Below are 14729 nucleotides of genomic sequence, written 5' to 3'. Positions count from 1 at the left end.
CTATTGCGGAATCTTAGTGAAAGGCTGCCTCGAAGATGTTGAAGAACAAGCCATTGATCGCCGCACCGGGGTCGCGACGCACCACGGCCGCGTTGGCCACCCTGCTGGCCGGTGGGCTCGCCTTGACCGCCTGCTCCGGTAGTGACGCCCCGCCGGCGCAATCCGGTGACTCCACCACCGCCGCGGTAGAAAATCCGTACCCCATGGCGGACGTCTCGGGAACGGTCCGCGGCGCGGGGGCGACGTCCCAAAAGATGTTCATCGAGGACACGGTGGGCCCAGCGCTGCACCCTGATGGGATTGAGCTGGAATACCAGGCCACTGGCTCGGCCAAGGGGAAGGCCGCGTTTGTTGGCAAACAGGCGGATTTTGCGAGCACCGACGTGCCACTGAGCGAACGCGCGACGAAGGATGCCCAGAAGCGCTGCGAGGGCAACACCGCCTGGCACATCCCGATGGTGTTGAGCCCCGTGGCAGTGGCCTACCGGCTGGATGGCGTGGACCAGGAGATCAACCTGCCCGCCCGCGTCGTGGCGAGCATCTTCGCAGGCAACGTCACGTCCTGGGACGACCCCCGGATCGCGAAGGCTAACGAGGGAGTGAAGCTGCCGAAGACCCCGATCAAGGTGGTGTACCGCGGCGACCAGTCCGGCACCTCCGAGATCTTCCAGCGCTTCCTCGCAGCGGCAACCGATGGGGCGTGGAAGCCGCAGGGGACGTCCTTCCCAACTGGTGTGGGCCTCGGCGCGAACGGTTCGGCCGGGGTGGCTGACCACGCTGCCTCGGAAAACGGTTCCATCACCTACACGGCCACGCCGTTCACCAAGCCCGCCCCGCAGCTGAAGGCTGCGAAGGTCGACTTCGGCTTTGGCCCGGTGGCGCCGTCCTCCACGTCCGTCACCGAGTCGCTTAAGAGCGTGAAGTACCAGGGCAAGGGCAAGAACATGATCGTGGACGCCGACTCCCTGTTCGCCGATGCTGCGGAGGGCACCTACCCGCTGGCGCTGACCACCTACGAGGTCGTCTGCTCTAAGGGCTATGGGGAGGAGACCCGCGACAAGGTGAAAAACGTGCTGTACACGATGCTGGCCAACCAGCAGGGCGACTACGCGGATAAGGGCTACGTCCCGCTGACCGGTGAGATGAAGACCAAGGTGGAAGAGGCAGTCGGCGCGATCGGGGCCTAGGGATTCGGCTCGCGGGTTCCGTGGGTGAGTTGGGCCGTTCTAAGGCATAATTGAGGTTATGACGCAGCCCACCCAGGACAAGCCACAAAACCCCATTCACCTCGTGATCATGGGGGTCAGTGGTTCCGGTAAAACCACTCTGGCCCGGATCATCGGGGAGCGCACGGGTCGGCCCGTGCTGGAGGCAGATGATCTCCACCCGGCGGAGAACCTCGCCATTCTGGATCGCGGTGAGGTCCCCAGCAAGGCGAAGTACGTCAACTGGCTGGAGAGCGTGCGCGACTGGATGAGTGAGCACGGCCGCGCCGGGGACTCCACCGTGGTTGCTTGTCCGGCGCTGACCCGGGCTCACCGCGAGGTGCTCAACGAGGCGGAGGGTATCACATTCTTCGTGCACCTCTACGGCACCTTCGATGTGCTCTCGGAGCGCATGAGCCACCGCATCGGCCGCGATATGCCGCAGGAGCTTCTGGTGGCGCAGCTGGAGCTGTTGGAGCGCCTCCACTCCGACGAGCTGGGGATCCAGCTGGACGTGACCCGCAAGCCGGAAGACCTCGTGGACGATGCCCTGGCAGCCGCCAAGTTTGCGGAGACTGCTTACGGCAGCGAGTCCTAGAACGCCCAGAACGAAGCGGGGCCTTCGTGTCGACGAAGGCCCCGCTTTATGCTGCTGATCGGCTGATGGACTAGCCACCGCTGTTCTCGATATCGGCACCCACCGGCACGGTCTCGTCCTCAGGGTCGTTGAGCCAGCCATCCGGCAGCTGCACCTTCGCGGGGGAACCCTGGCGACCGCGCGCGCCGTCGGCGTCGTTGGCGAGAGCATCCGAGTCCCAGATGGGATCGAGTACCTCGCGCAGCTCGGCCAGGGAGCTGACCTTCGAGAGGCTGCGGCGTAGGTCGCCGCCGGCGGGGAAGCCACGCATGTACCAGGTCATGTGCTTGCGCAGGTCGCGGCAGGCGCGATCCTCGCCGTCGTGCTCGGCGAGGAGCTCAGCGTGCCGCATGATGATGCGCGCCACCTCGCCCAGGGGTGGCTCAGCTGGCACCGGCAGGCCGCGCAGCTCGGCGGAGAGCTCGGCAAAGAGCCACGGCCGGCCCAGGCAGCCACGGCCCACGACCACGCCGTCGCAGCCGGTCTGCTCCATCATTGCGCGGGCGTCGGTGGCCTTGAAAATATCGCCGTTGCCGAGCACCGGCACGCGGCCGTCCATGTGCTCCACGAGGCGGGCGATCTCGCTCCAGTCGGCGTCGCCGGCATAACGCTGCGCGGCGGTGCGTCCGTGGAGGGCGACGGCGGCGGCACCCTCGTCGGCAGCGATGCGTCCGGCGTCGAGGTGGGTGCGGTGCTCGTCGTCGATGCCGATGCGCATCTTCACGGTGACGGGGATGTCCGTCCCCTCCGTGGCTTTGACGGCGGCGGCGACGATATTGCCGAAGAGGCGCCGCTTGTAGGGCAGGGCCGCGCCACCGCCACGGCGGGTGACCTTGGGCATGGGGCAACCGAAGTTCATATCGATGTGGTCAGCCATGTTCTCATCGACGATCATCTTGGCTGCTTCGTAGGTGTACTTCGGGTCGGTGGTGTACAGCTGCAGGCTGCGGGGGTCTTCGTCCGGCGCGAAGGTGGTCATGTGAAGCGTTTTGGGGTTGCGCTCCACGAGCGCGCGGGCGGTCACCATCTCGCAGACGTAGAGGCCCGCAACGGAGCCCATCCGCTCCCGCTCCTGCTCGCGGCAGAGGGTGCGGAAGGCCACGTTCGTCACGCCTGCCATTGGGGCGAGGACGACGGGGCTGTCGAGCTTCAGCGTTCCGATGCTGAGGCCCTGCTGCTTGGTTTCGATGCTGCTAGTCACGGTGACCATGTTCCCAGGCGGGGCGGGCTGCAGCAAAGCGAAAGTTCGGACGGCGATGCCGCGGCAGGGGCAGTGAGCCGGTTTCGGGGGAGCCGAAAAGGGGGTAGTTAGCTATACAAAAGTGTGTAGGTCACACTTCAGAATCGATTTATGTAGCATGGCGCCTATAGGCCAAGAGTTTTTGCCCACTCAGCAAAACAAACCATTATCGGTCGCTGTGGGCTGAACGCCACAGGAGGAATAAATGACAGATCGCATTGCCCATGAGCAGCTCAAGTCCAAGGTGATGAGCGCCGAGGAGGCGGCACAGTTCGTCAATAATGGCGACAAGGTCGGCATGTCCGGCTTTACCGGTGCCGGCTACCCGAAGGCCCTCCCCACCGCCATCGCTAATAAGGCGAAGGACGCCCACTCCCGTGGCGAGGACTTCAAGATCGACGTCTTCACGGGTGCTTCCACGGCCCCGGACTGTGATGGTGTGCTCGCCGAGGCAGAGGCCGTCAACTACCGCGCGCCTTATGCTTCCGACCCGATCATGCGCAAGGCCATCAACGCTGGCGAGATGAAGTACCAGGACATCCACCTCTCCCACATGGGTTTGCAGGTGGAGCAGGGCTTCTTCGGCAAGTTTGATGTCGCCATCATCGAGGCCGTTCGCATCACTGAGGAGGGCAACATCGTGCCGTCCTCCGCGGTGGGTAACAACGTTGAGTACATCAACGCCGCGGACAAGGTCATCATCGAGATCAACGAGTGGCAGTCCGAGGATCTCGAGGGCATGCACGACATCTGGTCGATGCCGGCGCTGCCGAACCGCACCCCGATCCCGATCAACAAGCCGGGCGACCGCATCGGTACCACCTACATCCCGATCGAGTCCTCCAAGGTTGTCGCGGTCGTGAAGACCAACGCGCCGGACCGCAACGCTCCGTTCAAGCCGGTGGACGAGACCTCCGAGCAGATCGCTGGCCACTTCCTCGACCTGCTCGAGGGTGAGGTGAAGGCCGGCCGCCTGACCTACGACGGCTACATCATGCAGTCCGGCGTGGGTAACGTCCCGAACGCCGTGATGGCGGGCCTGCTGGACTCCAAGTTCGAGAACATCCAGGCCTACACCGAGGTCATTCAGGACGGCATGCTCGACCTGATCGACGCGGGCAAGATGACCGTTGCTTCCGCAACTTCCTTCGCTCTCTCCCCGGAGTACGCGGAGAAGATGAACGCAGAGGCTAAGAAGTACCGCGAGTCCATCATCCTGCGCCCGCAGCAGATCTCTAACCACCCAGAGGTTGTGCGCCGCACGGGCCTGATTTCCTCCAACGGCATGATCGAGGCGGACATCTACGGCAACGTGAACTCCACGAACGTCTCCGGCTCCCGCATCATGAACGGCATTGGCGGTTCCGGTGACTTCACCCGAAACGCCTTCCTGTCGACCTTCATCTCGGGCACGATCGCCAAGGACGGCGCGATCTCCACGATCGTTCCTTTCGCATCCCACATCGACCACACCGAGCACGACGCCATGGTCATCATCACCGAGCGTGGCTACGCCGACCTGCGTGGCCTGGCGCCGCGTGACCGTGTGAAGAAGATGATCGAGATCGCTCACCCGGACTACCAGCCGCTGCTGGAGGAGTACTACGAGCGCGCGAAGTCCAAGGGCACTGGCCTGCAGACCCCGCACGATCTGGCCACCGCTTTTGATTTCCACATCAACCTGGCGGAGAAGGGCAGCATGAAGGGCTAATCTGTAGCCATCTCGCGCACCTAACCCGTCCCGGTTTTCGCCGGGGCGGGTTATTTGTTTTTCGTGCCTCGCCATGGGGTAAGCTGTGTTCCGCAAGCGTGGCTTGTGTGCGTGCGATTGTGCGCGTGGGCCTTTAGCTCAGTTGGTAGAGCTCCGGACTTTTAATCCGTAGGTCGTGGGTTCGAGCCCCACAGGGCCCACTTTTTGTAATTCCCCGGTTGTTGCAACCGGGGGTTTTGCTTTTCCCGAACTAGTCATGGGTTTCTACCGTTCGAAGCACCGGAATCTATGGCCGGATGTGGCTGAGTGGTTGGAGGCACAACTCTAGGAATTGCGTCGCGCGGCGTGGCACAGTATCTTGTTGAGACGAACCCAGTGGTCAGAAAATCCCCTCGTCACATGGCAATTTGGTTGTTGTATAGGGAGCGGGTTAGACTGAGCGAGCTGTTTGAGACGCGTAGAGCGTTTTGAACGTGCTCCCATCGTCTAGTGGCCTAGGACTCCGCCCTTTCACGGCGGCAACACGGGTTCGAATCCCGTTGGGAGTACGGCCCTGTGGCGCAGTTGGTTAGCGCGCCGCCCTGTCACGGCGGAGGTCGCGAGTTCAAGTCTCGTCAGGGTCGCAAGATCAACCCCAAGCTCCGAAGAGCTTGGGGTTTTTGCTTTCCTATGTGTCTTCCACCCGGCTTAGTCTTGGCGCACGGGACAGGCGGTTGTGTGCCGACAGCCAGGTAATCTCTTGCTCATGAGTTCCTCCAAGACCTCGTCCTATCACCTCTTCCGCCGGTGGCAGGGCGCGACGTTCACCAAGCTGGGGCTGCTTAGCGAAAGTATGTCCGTGGCTACCGCTTCGAAGCTGGTCACACCCCTGGCGGTACTCATTCCGGTACTCGCAGCCCTCGCGGAGGCCCAGGTTCTCACTGACTCCGCCTGGTGGCTGACTTTGGGGGCCATCGTGGTGGGGGTGCTGCTGTACTGGATTGCGACGATCGGCATCGAAAACCGCCAGCGCTACAACTACGCCGTGCGCTCGCGGAAGGAGCTCACGTCCCGCAAGATCGCCTCGGCAAGCCTTTCCGACTACCAGCGCGAGCACGATTTCGAGAAGCGGGAAGTCGACGGGCGCCCATACCTCGCCTCGGACCGAGTCGACGAGTTCATCCAGGACGGTGGCCTGGAAAAGCCATGGGAGTTCTCCTCCTACAGGTACCGGCTGCCGAAGGATCTGGAGCAGTTTAAGTACCTGAACCTGCGGCGTCACTACGCACAGGGGCGTGCGATGTTCAACGGGAAGCTTCTAGGCATGGCCTGCGACCCCGACTGGACGAGTCACGTCATCCAGCTGCACCCCATCGGCTATTTCGACCACATCACGTCGAACCTCGTCGTCGACAACCTCTACTACACCCCGGGGTACGACGAGTTACTGTTCGACGGCAGCTCCATCATCGTCAACAAGGACGACGGTGTCCTGATCGATCTCATCGAGAGCAAGGCGGCGAATGTCATCGGCTCCTCGACGTTGGTCCTGACATCCGATGGTCACGTGATTGTCGGTCAGCAGGGTTCGCTGAGCGATAACTCGCAGGGCATGCTGATCCCGTCGGGCTCCGGTTCGGTGTCGCTGAACGATAGCTTCTATGCGGAGACTTTTGCGGACATCGTCGCTGGTGCGGCGCAGCGTGAGTATTTCGAGGAGGCTGTCGTTCCGGGTGCGCAGGAATACCTGCGGAAGACGAAGTCAACCGGGGTGTTCCGGACGCCGGACAGTGTGACCGTGCCGGTACCGATTGCTACGCGGCCCATCGCCTACATGCGGGATCTGACGCGCGCTGGGCTGCCGGATTACTTCAACCTGTCCTATACGCAGCTCACCGCGGAGCAAGCAATCGGGAAGAAGGCATTGCCCTCGGAGAAGGGGCTCCAGACAGGGATGCGGGCGGAGCGGCTGCAGCCAGGGGAGGACGTCGCGCAGTGTGTGGACCGGATCGTCAAGGATCACCGGGCTGACGGTGGCTCGGTCTCTATGCAGATGGAGATGACCCGCCACGCCCTATTGCAGATGCGGGAGCGTGGGGTGCTAGGAGAATTCGTGAGTCATCTTCAGCGGGCGACTGCCTAGCTGAAGATTGGCAATGGCCTTAAAAGTTCCAAAGGCTGTGCCAGACTCCTGTTATGCGCCTCAACCGAAGCTTGTCCCGGCGGCAGTTCGGCGTCGCTCGTCGGACTGGATCCTGCCTCGCTGCCCTCAGCCTGTCACTGCTGTTGGCTAGTTGCGCCGGCGAAGCTAGCGATTCCGCAGCCGATCGCCCTACCGTGACTCAAACGATCACCAAGGCTGGCCCGCCGCCGTCCGATGTTCAGAATGATGGTGCAGGGGAGGGGAACGATGCTTCGGGCGATGCCGACGAGAGGACTGAGCCGCAGCGGGAGCGCGCGCGGCCGAAACCGCAGCGCGTGAAGAAGGGCGAGTGCCCCTATCTTGAGTCCAACTCGAATACCCGACCCGGTGAAATCGTCTCCATGTACTGCGATGGGCGATGGATGCGGGCGGGACGTAACGGCACTGATCACGTGTGGGTCGAACGTTTCGACGGCGCCGAATGGGGTGAGGTGGAAGCCGACGGGGTGACCACCTCCGGCATGCAGGGGCCGTGCTTCTCCGATGCGCGGCTGCGCCGTCTCGGTGCCCCCGAAAAACTGATCGACATGGTGACCCTCTGCGATTAGTGCCAATTAGTGTCATCGGTACCGGAGCTGCGGCAGCGCTAAGCTGCCATGGTGGGGGGGTAAAACCTATAAAAAGCAGCTTGCATGGCCCGAAAAGACGCCCTTTAAAATGCCTATCTACCTGCTGTGATGTGTGCATGTTGGCCGTGATTTGTGCCCACGTTAACCGCTGGGTATAGTTACCACTCGTGCGATAGCACACGGCCCTGTGGCGCAGTTGGTTAGCGCGCCGCCCTGTCACGGCGGAGGTCGCGAGTTCAAGTCTCGTCAGGGTCGCTGTGAAGCCTCAGGCTTCTCGGCCAGATAGCTCAGTCGGTAGAGCGTTCGCCTGAAAAGTGAAAGGTCCCCGGTTCGATCCCGGGTCTGGCCACACTCCCAGCCCCATCCCAACGGATGGGGCTTTTGCTTTACGATTGCATTCCCCTCGAGCGCCTGAGATGGCAGCCATACCCGCGTAAAATCGCAGGTTCAAGGCCCGCCCTCCGTGGTGGGCTAACCCAACCCAGCGAAAGGGGAGTGCCATGACCGCATCAGATTCCCAGCGACAGGTCCGCAAGGAAGTCGCCCGCTTCGTCATCGAGGTGGACGGCGAGCAGGCAGGTTTTGCCGCATTCGAGGACACCGACGGCGTCCGCGACTTCAACCACACCGTCGTGGACCCCGCATTCCGGGGCCAGGGACTATCAAAGCCCCTCCTCGCAGCGGCACTGGATGCCACCCGCAAGGAGGGGCTGAAGGTCCGCCCGACCTGCTCGGCCGTGGCGGGATTCGTCGAGAAGAACCAGGACGATTACGGCGACCTCGTCGTCGAGTAGGTCCTAGACGGCGCCGTCGACGTCGTTATCGGTGCTCGACGGGGCAGCCTTCGAGCCGTCGCCACCGGCCGCGCCCTTGGGGGCATTCGCGGTATTTTTTCCCGCGTCGCCCGATCCCTCGGCGGGGCTCCTCTTCTGCATTTCCGCGACCCAGTGCACCGCGTCCACCAGCGGGGTGCGCTGGTCCTTCTGGCGCGGGCGCACCTTCGCCGGGATACCGGTGAGGATCGAGTCAGCGGGCGCGTCCTTCGTCACGACGGCGTTGGCACCAATGGCGGAGTTATCGCCAATCGTGATCGGGCCCAGCACCTTCGCGCCCGCGCCCACAGTGACACCGTTTCCGATCGTTGGGTGGCGCTTCGTCTGAGTTAGTACCTGTCCGCCGAGGGTCACCCCGTGGTAGAGCATGACGTCGTCGCCAATCTCCGTCGTCTCGCCGATGACGATGCCCATGCCGTGGTCGATGAAGAAGCGCCGACCAATCGTCGCACCAGGGTGAATTTCGATGCCCGTCAGGAAGCGGGTGAACTGCGCCAGGATTCGTGCTGGCCCCTTCCAGCCGCGCTTCCACATCTTGTGGGACACGCGGTGCGCCCAAATGGCATGGAGGCCGGAATACACGATGGCATTTTCCAGATCGCCTCGTGCGGCGGGGTCGTGCAGGCGGGCGTTCTTCAGATCCTCCCGGATCGTGGCAAAAATGCTCACGCGCGATCCTCTTTCTTCACATCGAATTTTTGCTCCCGGTGCTGCCGGGTTGGGCATCCCAGCAGGCCGTTTCATCAGTTGGAGGGAAGCATACTCATCATATGCAGCACGCCACCGCCGTGGCGTATTCCCGAAAGTTTAATTCCGGGTGCCAACGGCGGTGGCGTGCAGAGAGTGAGCGGGCTGTATCCGGACTCGGGTGAGCCCGGAGCATCGCCTCTTCTAGTCGCGCAGGTCCTCGAAGAGCAGGGTGGAGACGTAGCGCTCACCGAAGTCCGGCAGGATCGCGACGATGGTCTTACCCTCGTTCTCCGGCTTCTGAGCCTCCTGCAGTGCGCCCCAGACGGCTGCGCCGCCGGAGATACCGCCCAGGATGCCCTCGGTGACCGCGAGCTCGCGGGCGGTCTTCACAGCTTCCTCGAGAGGGGCGTCGATCACGCGATCGAGGACGTCCTTATCGAGGGTCTCCGGGAAGAAGTTGGTGCCCAGGCCCTGGATCTTGTGTGGGCCGAAGCGGCCCTCGGTCAGCAGCGGGGAATCGGCCGGCTCGACGCCGACGATCTCGATGCTCTCCTTCTTCTCCTTCAGGTACTTCGCGGCGCCGGAAATGGTGCCACCGGTGCCGATGCCGGCGACGAAGATATCCACATTGCCGTCGGTGTCCTCGAAGATCTCCGGGCCCGTGGTCTCGTAGTGCTTCTTCGGGTTGGCTGGGTTCTTGAACTGGCTGGCCAGAATGGAGTTCTCGGTGGACTCGACCAACTCGTTGGCCTTATCGACTGCACCCTGCATGCCGGCGGAACCCGGGGTGAGTACCAGCTCAGCGCCAAGAGCGCGCAGCATGATGCGACGCTCGTTAGACATCGTCTCTGGCATCGTGAGTACAACCTTGTAACCGCGAGCCGCGCCGACCATGGCCAGTGCGATACCGGTGTTACCGGAAGTTGCCTCGATAATGGTGCCGCCCGGCTTGAGCTCGCCGGCGTCCTCGGCAGCCTGAACGATAGCCAGACCAATACGGTCCTTCACGGAGTTGCCTGGGTTGGCGGACTCGATCTTCAGTACCACATCAGCCTTGTAACCCTCGGTGAGCTTGTTGAGCTTGACCAGCGGGGTATTGCCGATGAGCTCGGTGATGTTCTCGTAAATCTTTGCCATTTTCTGGTTTACCTTTCCTGGTTGCGAATCAGCCAGAAGTGAAATAGACTGATCTGTCTACCCGTTATGATACCCGCCCTTGGGGTTGTGAGGCAACGGTGAAGACGGGAATTGGCCAAGCTGGTGACGTCCCTAACAAAAATGGGCACAATGGGCAGCGGAAGAAAACAGCGAAACAGCTTCATCCGCATACCCCAGAAGAAGAGAGGTCACGATGAGCGAGAACGTCATCCTCACCAGCACCAATAACCGCGTCGCCACGATCCAGCTCAATCGCCCGGAGGCGCTCAACGCGCTCAACAGCGAGCTCATGCACGCCGTTGTGGACGCGGTTGAGGGCTTCGATCAGGACCCGAATATCGGCGCAATTGTCATCACTGGCAGCGATAAAGCCTTCGCCGCGGGCGCTGACATCAAGCAGATGCAGTCCGAGACCTACCCCGAGATCCGTCAGAAGAAGATGTTCCTGGAGTGGGAGCGCGTCGCGCAGGTCTCCACCCCAATCATCACGGCTGTCAACGGCTTCGCGCTCGGCGGCGGCTGCGAGGTCGCAATGATCGGCGACATCCTGCTGGCGAGCGAGAAGGCCAAGTTCGGCCAGCCGGAAATCACCCTGGGCATCATCCCGGGCATGGGTGGCACCCAGCGCCTGACCCGCGCGGTGGGCAAGGCTAAGGCGATGGATCTGATCCTCACAGGCCGCATGATGGATGCACAGGAAGCGGAGAGCTCCGGCCTCGTATCCCGCGTGCTGCCCGTCGAGGGCTTCGACGAAGCGGTCCAGGAAGTGGCCGCCAAGGTTGCTGGCATGTCCAAGGTTGCTACCACCGCCGCGACCGACATGGTGGACGCCGCCTACGAGACCACCCTGCGCCAAGGGCTGCTCAGCGAGCGCGATGCGTTCTGGTCCCTGTTTGCCACGGAGGATCAGAAGGAAGGCATGGCCGCCTTCGTGGAGAAGCGCAAGCCGGAGTGGCAGCACCGCTAAGGATCGCCGTTCGTCCGGCGGTTGCGGGGTGAGCGGGCTTAGGCTTTGAGAAAACGACGGGGCACACTAGGAAACATGGCTAAGAAGAAGACCTTCAAGAGGACGATCGCGCTCTCGCCAGCAGAGGCGCACGGAGTGTTGAGCAGCGAGGAGTACCTGCTGCACGTAGACCAGCCCACAGATGGCTCCACGGTCGAGATTGTCGACTCGGACATCGCCCGGACTCCGGAGGGGCAGGTCACAGCCCAGCTTCAGGTCGAGATCACACCTGCAGGAGCTGCAGCCGAAGGCGCCCGGGCGGCTGCCGAGGCGGCCGACGGGGCTGCGGGCGAGTCGGGCGAGGGGCAGCCGAAACAGCCGATGCGTCTCCAACAGACCACCACGGTGGAACCGCTGACGGGGGAGACCTGCGTGGCCGAAACCGCCATGCCCCTCCCGCAGGGGCTGGGGGAGATGCGCATGCTCTTCACCTACACGCCTCAGCGCAAGGACCCGCAGTCCAGCGACGTTGTTATCGAAGTATCGGTGGACGTGAGTGTCCCAGTTCCGATGGTCGGCGGCATGATCGCGCGCAAGATCCTGGGCGATGCGGATAACACCATCGACAAGGGCTTGGCGCGCATCGAAGCGGAGGGGCTATCCCGCCGCTAGCGTGAAGAACCGGGTGAGTGGGGTCCAGCGCATGGATCCTGCTAACCGCCTGTGCGTTCCCTGATGAAGGGCTTGGCGTACGGGCGGTTTTCGCTTTAGCGGGGGGATTTTGGGGGTAGTTAGCGGGTGATCTATACTTTGCTTGACTACCTGCTAACCCCTAAAAGGGGGAGTGTTTGGTGGAAAAACTTCGGCCCGTTTTGGCGCCCCGCGCCGGCCGGGCCGCTGAGTAGCAGTGCCAGGAGCATCGGCCGCGCTAAACCGGTGCTCGTGGTTGGTCGCTGGGGAAGCGCCGCGCCCTGCGCGGTGGACTTCCCACGCACAAGGGAGTGATCCGTGGAAAAGCGGCGTCTTAGCGATGACGATCAGGCAGTCCAGAAGGCTCTGGACTACCTCAAGGCGCAAACGGCAATCCCCGTCACCATGTACGGGGAAGTCAAAAGCCCGAAGAAGCTCCAGATCGTCAACTGGATCGGGCTTCGTACCCCCGCGTTGGAAAACCTCGAGGTGGTCAGCGCAGCAGGCGTCGGTGGACGCGTTATGGCCACCCGGCGTCCGGTAGGTGTCTCCGACTACACCCGAGCCAAGGCCATCAGCCACGAGTACGACTCCCTCATTTGCGATGAAGGCCTGCACTCGCTCGTTGCCGTGCCAGTGATCGTGAGCCGTTCGCTACGGGGCGTTCTTTACGCCGGCATCCACTCCCGAGCTCGCCTGGGGGATAAGGTCCTGGAGGAAGTGACCATGACCGCCCGCTGCCTCGAGCAGGAGCTCGCTATCAACGAGGCGATGCGCGAGCGTGCCTCCGGTGAGCCCGCGCAGGCAGCCTCGGAAGGCAAGTCCGCCGAGGATGCCCCGAAGCCCTCCGGCTCGTTGAATAGCGCCGAATGGGAACAGGTCCGCGCAACCCACTCCAAGCTGCGCATGCTCGCCAGCCGCGTGGAGGACGAGACCCTTCGCCGCGACCTGGAGGCACTGTGCACCCAGATGGTCTCCCCAGTCCGCGTCAAGCAGACCACCAAGTTGTCTGCCCGCGAGCTGGACGTCCTGTCCTGCGTCGCCCTCGGCCACACGAACGTCGAGGCCGCGGAGGAGATGGGCATCGGAGCGGAAACCGTGAAGAGCTACCTGCGCTCCGTCATGCGCAAGCTTGGTGCCCACACCCGCTATGAGGCCGTCAATGCTGCCCGCCGCATCGGCGCCCTGCCTTAAAACACCGCTCTGCTTTAAAAACACAGTGGTCACGCGGAGCCTCCGCCGTCCCGCTTGATATCCGGGCCACACGCCACGGGGCGTCGGTCGGCAGCTCTGGAAGGTTTTAACGCGTATCCTTGGCTGTTGTGAACGACAGTTTTGTGGTGAATGGAGGCGCCCGGCTGCAGGGCGCAGTGAAAGTCAGCGGCGCGAAAAACAGCGTGCTTAAGCTCATGAGCGCCGCCATGCTCGCCGAGGGCCGGACCGTCCTGAAGAACTGCCCGCAGATCTCGGACGTCCCCTACATGGCGGACGTCCTTCGGGGCCTCGGCTGCGACGTCGAGCTCGACGGCGGCACCGTCGTCATCGACGTCCCGGCGGAGATCAATCACGACGCCGACTTCGACGCTGTCCGCCAGTTCCGCGCATCCGTCGCCGTCCTTGGCCCACTGACCGCACGCTGCCACCGTGCGCGAGTCGCTCTCCCCGGCGGCGACGCCATCGGCTCCCGCCCCCTCGATATGCACCAGACCGGGCTGGAGACGCTCGGAGCCACCACCCGCATTGAGCACGGTTGCGTGGTTGCAGAGACCAGTGGCCTGCACGGAGCTGAAATCAAGCTCGACTTCCCCTCGGTCGGAGCGACGGAGAACATCTTGACCGCAGCGGTTCTGGCTAATGGCGTCACCGTTTTGGATAACGCGGCCCGCGAACCGGAAATCGTCGACCTGTGCAACATGCTCAACGAAATGGGCGCGAAGGTCGAGGGCGGGGGATCGAACGTCATCACCGTCACCGGGGTGGAGAAGCTGCACCCGGTCGAGCACGAGGTGGTCGGTGACCGCATCGTCGCCGGCACGTGGGCGTATGCTGCGGCGATCACCCAGGGGGACGTCACCGTTGGTGGCATCGACCCGCAGCACCTGCACCTTCCGCTGGAGAAGCTCAAGCTCGCCGGCGCACGCGTGGAGACCTACCCGACTGGCTTCCGCGTGGTGCAGGAGTCTAAGCCCACCGCGGTGGATTATCAGACCCTTCCTTTCCCCGGTTTCCCGACTGATCTGCAGCCGATGGCGATCGCGCTGTGCGTGGCCTCGGAGGGGATGAGCGTGATCACGGAGAACATCTTCGAATCCCGCTTCCGCTTCGTCGACGAGCTCGTCCGTCTTGGCGCGGACGCCAGCGTCGATGGTCACCACGTGGTTATTAGGGGAGGACGTCAGTTGTCGTCTGCACCGGTGTGGTCCTCGGATATCCGTGCCGGGGTGGGGCTGGTGCTCGCCGGGCTGATTGCCGATGGTGAGACCGAGGTCCACGACGTCTATCACATCGATCGTGGCTACGAGGACTTCGTGGGCACGCTGCGTAGTCTCGGCGCGGACATTCGCCGGGTGGGGCGCTAGCAGCGCAGGCGGTTACCGCTTAACGCGGGGCATAAGCATCGATACCCTGGGTCAGAACGAACTCTGACCTGGGGTTTTGTGTTTGTTGTGGGGTGTGTGTAGATTATTGATCTGCAAGGCCGCCGGCGCTGATGCCGGGTGGTTGGGTTCCCCTTCGGTCTTGTTTCCTTATCGCTGACTTTGTCGTGAACGTTAAGTGATCGTGAGTTTTCCTCCGGTTTGCTTCTGGTTCATGTGGGTGATAAGCTCGGAATCCGCCTCAACGTGAAGCGCCACAGTGTTGTGGTTG

General features: G+C 62.9%; 12 protein-coding genes, 5 tRNA genes and 1 pseudogene. 15 read left to right on the top strand and 3 right to left on the bottom strand.

The window, feature by feature from the left end:
- Positions 1–35 precede the first annotated feature (35 nt).
- Both pstS and QP997_RS03390 read left to right on the top strand, forming a co-directional pair.
- A complete protein-coding gene (gene pstS, locus QP997_RS03395) occupies positions 36–1187 on the top strand; it encodes a phosphate ABC transporter substrate-binding protein PstS (RefSeq protein WP_148812831.1) in 1152 nt (383 codons plus the stop codon).
- A gap of 58 nt (positions 1188–1245) precedes the next feature.
- The gene (locus tag QP997_RS03390) at positions 1246–1803 is read left to right on the top strand and encodes a gluconokinase (RefSeq protein ID WP_070760134.1); all 558 of its coding nucleotides are present in this window, start codon (positions 1246–1248) and stop codon (positions 1801–1803) included.
- 70 nt (positions 1804–1873) lie between these two features.
- Here QP997_RS03390 and dusB read toward each other — a convergent pair whose 3' ends face one another.
- A complete protein-coding gene (gene dusB, locus QP997_RS03385) occupies positions 1874–3052 on the bottom strand; it encodes a tRNA dihydrouridine synthase DusB (protein WP_070760136.1) in 1179 nt (392 codons plus the stop codon).
- Positions 3053–3287: 235 nt separating this feature from the next.
- Here dusB and scpC point away from each other — a divergent pair, with 235 nt between their 5' ends.
- The 9 genes from scpC (at position 3288) to QP997_RS03340 (ending at position 8338) form a co-directional block, all read left to right on the top strand.
- Positions 3288–4793 carry a succinyl-CoA:acetate CoA-transferase ScpC gene (scpC, locus tag QP997_RS03380; RefSeq protein WP_012360841.1) on the top strand — a complete coding sequence of 502 codons (1506 nt, stop codon included), beginning with the start codon at positions 3288–3290 and terminating at the stop codon, positions 4791–4793.
- Between the two features lie 127 nt (positions 4794–4920).
- Positions 4921–4993, top strand: a tRNA-Lys gene (locus QP997_RS03375).
- Between the two features lie 275 nt (positions 4994–5268).
- Positions 5269–5341, top strand: a tRNA-Glu gene (locus QP997_RS03370).
- A gap of 1 nt (position 5342) precedes the next feature.
- Positions 5343–5416 (top strand) — tRNA-Asp (locus QP997_RS03365).
- A gap of 122 nt (positions 5417–5538) precedes the next feature.
- The gene (locus QP997_RS03360) at positions 5539–6915 is read left to right on the top strand and encodes a hypothetical protein (RefSeq protein ID WP_284846211.1); all 1377 of its coding nucleotides are present in this window, start codon (positions 5539–5541) and stop codon (positions 6913–6915) included.
- A 194-nt stretch (positions 6916–7109) separates the two neighbouring features.
- Entirely contained in the window at positions 7110–7523 is a 414-nt protein-coding gene (locus QP997_RS03355; protein ID WP_041628515.1) for a hypothetical protein, read from the top strand.
- A gap of 202 nt (positions 7524–7725) precedes the next feature.
- Positions 7726–7799: transfer RNA gene (locus tag QP997_RS03350), tRNA-Asp, on the top strand.
- Between the two features lie 21 nt (positions 7800–7820).
- Positions 7821–7893 (top strand) — tRNA-Phe (locus QP997_RS03345).
- A 151-nt stretch (positions 7894–8044) separates the two neighbouring features.
- Positions 8045–8338 carry a GNAT family N-acetyltransferase gene (locus QP997_RS03340; protein WP_284846210.1) on the top strand — a complete coding sequence of 98 codons (294 nt, stop codon included), beginning with the start codon at positions 8045–8047 and terminating at the stop codon, positions 8336–8338.
- Positions 8339–8473: 135 nt separating this feature from the next.
- Here QP997_RS03340 and epsC read toward each other — a convergent pair.
- Together epsC and cysK are read right to left on the bottom strand one after the other, a co-directional pair.
- Positions 8474–9046: pseudogene (gene epsC, locus QP997_RS03335) on the bottom strand (serine O-acetyltransferase EpsC); the annotation flags it as partial.
- Between the two features lie 222 nt (positions 9047–9268).
- Positions 9269–10204, bottom strand: coding sequence for a cysteine synthase A (gene cysK, locus QP997_RS03330; RefSeq protein ID WP_012360828.1), 936 nt, complete (start codon positions 10202–10204; stop codon positions 9269–9271).
- Positions 10205–10418: 214 nt separating this feature from the next.
- On the opposite strand from cysK, the gene QP997_RS03325 reads away from it, so the two are divergent.
- From QP997_RS03325 to murA, 4 genes are all read left to right on the top strand, one after another.
- Positions 10419–11192, top strand: a complete 774-nt coding sequence (locus tag QP997_RS03325) for an enoyl-CoA hydratase-related protein (RefSeq protein WP_070759597.1) — start codon at positions 10419–10421, stop codon at positions 11190–11192.
- Between the two features lie 75 nt (positions 11193–11267).
- Complete coding sequence (locus QP997_RS03320) at positions 11268–11843, top strand: DUF2505 family protein (RefSeq protein ID WP_284846209.1); 576 nt, start codon at positions 11268–11270, stop codon at positions 11841–11843.
- Between the two features lie 336 nt (positions 11844–12179).
- Positions 12180–13055: an acetate metabolism transcriptional regulator RamA gene (gene ramA, locus QP997_RS03315; protein ID WP_070760148.1), complete on the top strand. Its 876-nt coding sequence runs from the start codon at positions 12180–12182 to the stop codon at positions 13053–13055.
- 128 nt (positions 13056–13183) lie between these two features.
- Positions 13184–14440, top strand: coding sequence for a UDP-N-acetylglucosamine 1-carboxyvinyltransferase (gene murA / locus QP997_RS03310; RefSeq protein ID WP_070760150.1), 1257 nt, complete (start codon positions 13184–13186; stop codon positions 14438–14440).
- Positions 14441–14729 lie beyond the last annotated feature (289 nt).

Source organism: Corynebacterium sp. MSK039 (genome assembly GCF_030232315.1).
Lineage (GTDB): Bacteria > Actinomycetota > Actinomycetes > Mycobacteriales > Mycobacteriaceae > Corynebacterium.
The sequence above is the reverse complement of the archived record's forward strand: the minus strand, read 5'-3'. Positions and strand labels throughout refer to the sequence as shown.

Coding starts and splice junctions, on each gene's coding strand:
- pstS (WP_148812831.1), top strand. CDS start 36: ATGTTGAAGAACAAGCCATTGATCGCCGCACCGGGGTCGCGACGCACC.
- QP997_RS03390 (WP_070760134.1), top strand. CDS start 1,246: ATGACGCAGCCCACCCAGGACAAGCCACAAAACCCCATTCACCTCGTG.
- dusB (WP_070760136.1), bottom strand. CDS start 3,052: ATGGTCACCGTGACTAGCAGCATCGAAACCAAGCAGCAGGGCCTCAGC.
- scpC (WP_012360841.1), top strand. CDS start 3,288: ATGACAGATCGCATTGCCCATGAGCAGCTCAAGTCCAAGGTGATGAGC.
- QP997_RS03360 (WP_284846211.1), top strand. CDS start 5,539: ATGAGTTCCTCCAAGACCTCGTCCTATCACCTCTTCCGCCGGTGGCAG.
- QP997_RS03340 (WP_284846210.1), top strand. CDS start 8,045: ATGACCGCATCAGATTCCCAGCGACAGGTCCGCAAGGAAGTCGCCCGC.
- cysK (WP_012360828.1), bottom strand. CDS start 10,204: ATGGCAAAGATTTACGAGAACATCACCGAGCTCATCGGCAATACCCCG.
- QP997_RS03325 (WP_070759597.1), top strand. CDS start 10,419: ATGAGCGAGAACGTCATCCTCACCAGCACCAATAACCGCGTCGCCACG.
- QP997_RS03320 (WP_284846209.1), top strand. CDS start 11,268: ATGGCTAAGAAGAAGACCTTCAAGAGGACGATCGCGCTCTCGCCAGCA.